This window comes from Actinosynnema sp. NPDC023658 (assembly GCF_040639995.1).
In the GTDB taxonomy this organism is placed as follows: domain Bacteria; phylum Actinomycetota; class Actinomycetes; order Mycobacteriales; family Pseudonocardiaceae; genus Actinosynnema.
In genome coordinates this window covers 1-1692 of sequence record NZ_JBFAAX010001124.1, presented here as the reverse complement: position 1 = coordinate 1692, position 1692 = coordinate 1, and the positions used below count along the sequence as shown (strand labels likewise).

The following is a 1692-nucleotide window of genomic DNA, read 5'->3' as shown; positions in this document are numbered from 1 at the left end:
CCCGTTTCATGGCGCTCGCCGGGCTGTTCGCCCGCACCCTCGCCCGCGCGGCGGACGTCCAGGCGGTCACCGTGTCGGCCCCGGTCGCCAACCGCCACGACCACGGCACGGCCAGCCTGCTGGGCTGCCTGGTCGGGCTCACCCCGCTCGTCGTCGTGGTGCCACCCGGCACGTCCGCCCGCGAGGCGGTGCTCGCCGGCCGCAGCGCCGTGTCCGCGGCGCTGGACAGGTCCGCGCTGCCCTACCGGGACCTCGCCAGGGCGCTCGGCGCGAGCGCCGCTTCGGACGACCCGCTGACCAACATCGGATTGGACGAGTTCAACGCGCCGACGGGCTCGCACAGGGTGGGCGACCTCGTCCTCACCCCCCTGCCGAGGCAGCACCTGCGCCTGCGGCACGACCTGACGCTCAGCGTGCCGTCGGATCCGGCCCGGGTGCCCGAACTGCTCTACCCGGAGCAGCGCTGGTCCCCCGGCGCGGTGCGGGACCTCGCCGAGGCACTGGCCGATGCGGTCCTGGAGGTGGCGGGCGGCTGAGCCCGCCCGGCCACGGCGTCGGATAGGCACCGTGGTCATTCCTCGACGTGCTCGACCTGGTCGAGCAACCGGCTCAGCTCGTCCGGCGACGTCATGGCCAGCAACGCCTCGATGTCGTCGGCCTCGGCCGGTTCCCCCGGCTCAATCTCGGGGACTGCCTCCGGGAGGCCGCCGCCCTCCTCCAGCGCGGTGATCAGGCCGATGACGGTCGGCCGCTCGGTCATCTGGTGCATCGGCAGGTCGACCCGGTACCGGTCCCGCAACCGGGCGATGAGCTGCATGCCCATCAGGGAGTCGGCGCCGAGTTCGAAGAAGTTGTCGTTGACGCCGACGCGGTCGATGCCCAGCAGTTCGGCCATGGCGCGAGCGATCTGACGTTCGAGCCCGGACTCCGGCGCGACGTACGGCGTGGCCATCTTCGGCCTGCTGTGCGTGGACGAGGTGAGCGGTCGCTCCGGCTCCTTCCGGGGTGTCGCGGGTCGCGGCGCGGTGGCGGCGGTGCGCGGTGTCGGCACCGCCGCGGACGGTGCGGGGCCGCCTTCGCCTGCCGACGGCGAGAGCCAGTACCGGACGTGCTCGAAGGGGTAGGTCGGCAACGACATCCGCTGTCGCCGCGAGCCCTCCCAGAGCACGTCCCACTCGATCGGGATGCCGTTGGCCCACAGGGAACCGAGGGCCCTGAGCAGGACCGTGCGGCCGTCGGCCCGGTCGGTCGCCGCTGGTGCCGAGGCCACGACGGCACGCCACGGCGCGTCCGGGGTCCGCCGGGCCAGGGTGCCCAACGTGATGCCGGGGCCGGCTTCGACCACGACGACGTCGCCCTCGGCGGCCAACGTCGCGCAGCACCGCGCGAACTCCACGGTGCCGCGCAGGTGCCGCACCCAGTACTCGGGATCGGCGCAGCCGTCGTCGGCCCAGTCCCCGGTCACGTTCGACAGGAACCGTGCGGCGGGCGCGTGCAATTGCACAGTCGCCAACTCCTCGCGGAAGTTGCTGAGGATTGGGTCGACCATCTCCGAGTGGAACGCGTGCGACACGTGCAGCGATTGGGTGGGAACCCGCTCCGCCTCCAGCTTCGCCACGACCTCAGCCACCGCCTCCGGCGCACCGGAGATCGTGACCGCCTCCGGGCCGTTGACCGCCGCGATGCCCACGC

General features: G+C 73.2%; 2 protein-coding genes. One reads left to right on the top strand and one right to left on the bottom strand.

Annotation, left to right across the window (positions count from 1 at the left end):
• A partial coding sequence (locus AB0G02_RS38765) for a hypothetical protein (protein ID WP_360805067.1) occupies positions 1 to 536 on the top strand: 536 nt, incomplete at its 5' end.
• Positions 537 to 571: 35 nt separating this feature from the next.
• Here AB0G02_RS38765 and AB0G02_RS38760 read toward each other — a convergent pair.
• The coding region (locus AB0G02_RS38760) for an acyltransferase domain-containing protein (RefSeq protein WP_360805064.1) at positions 572 to 1692 on the bottom strand (1121 nt) is incomplete at its 5' end.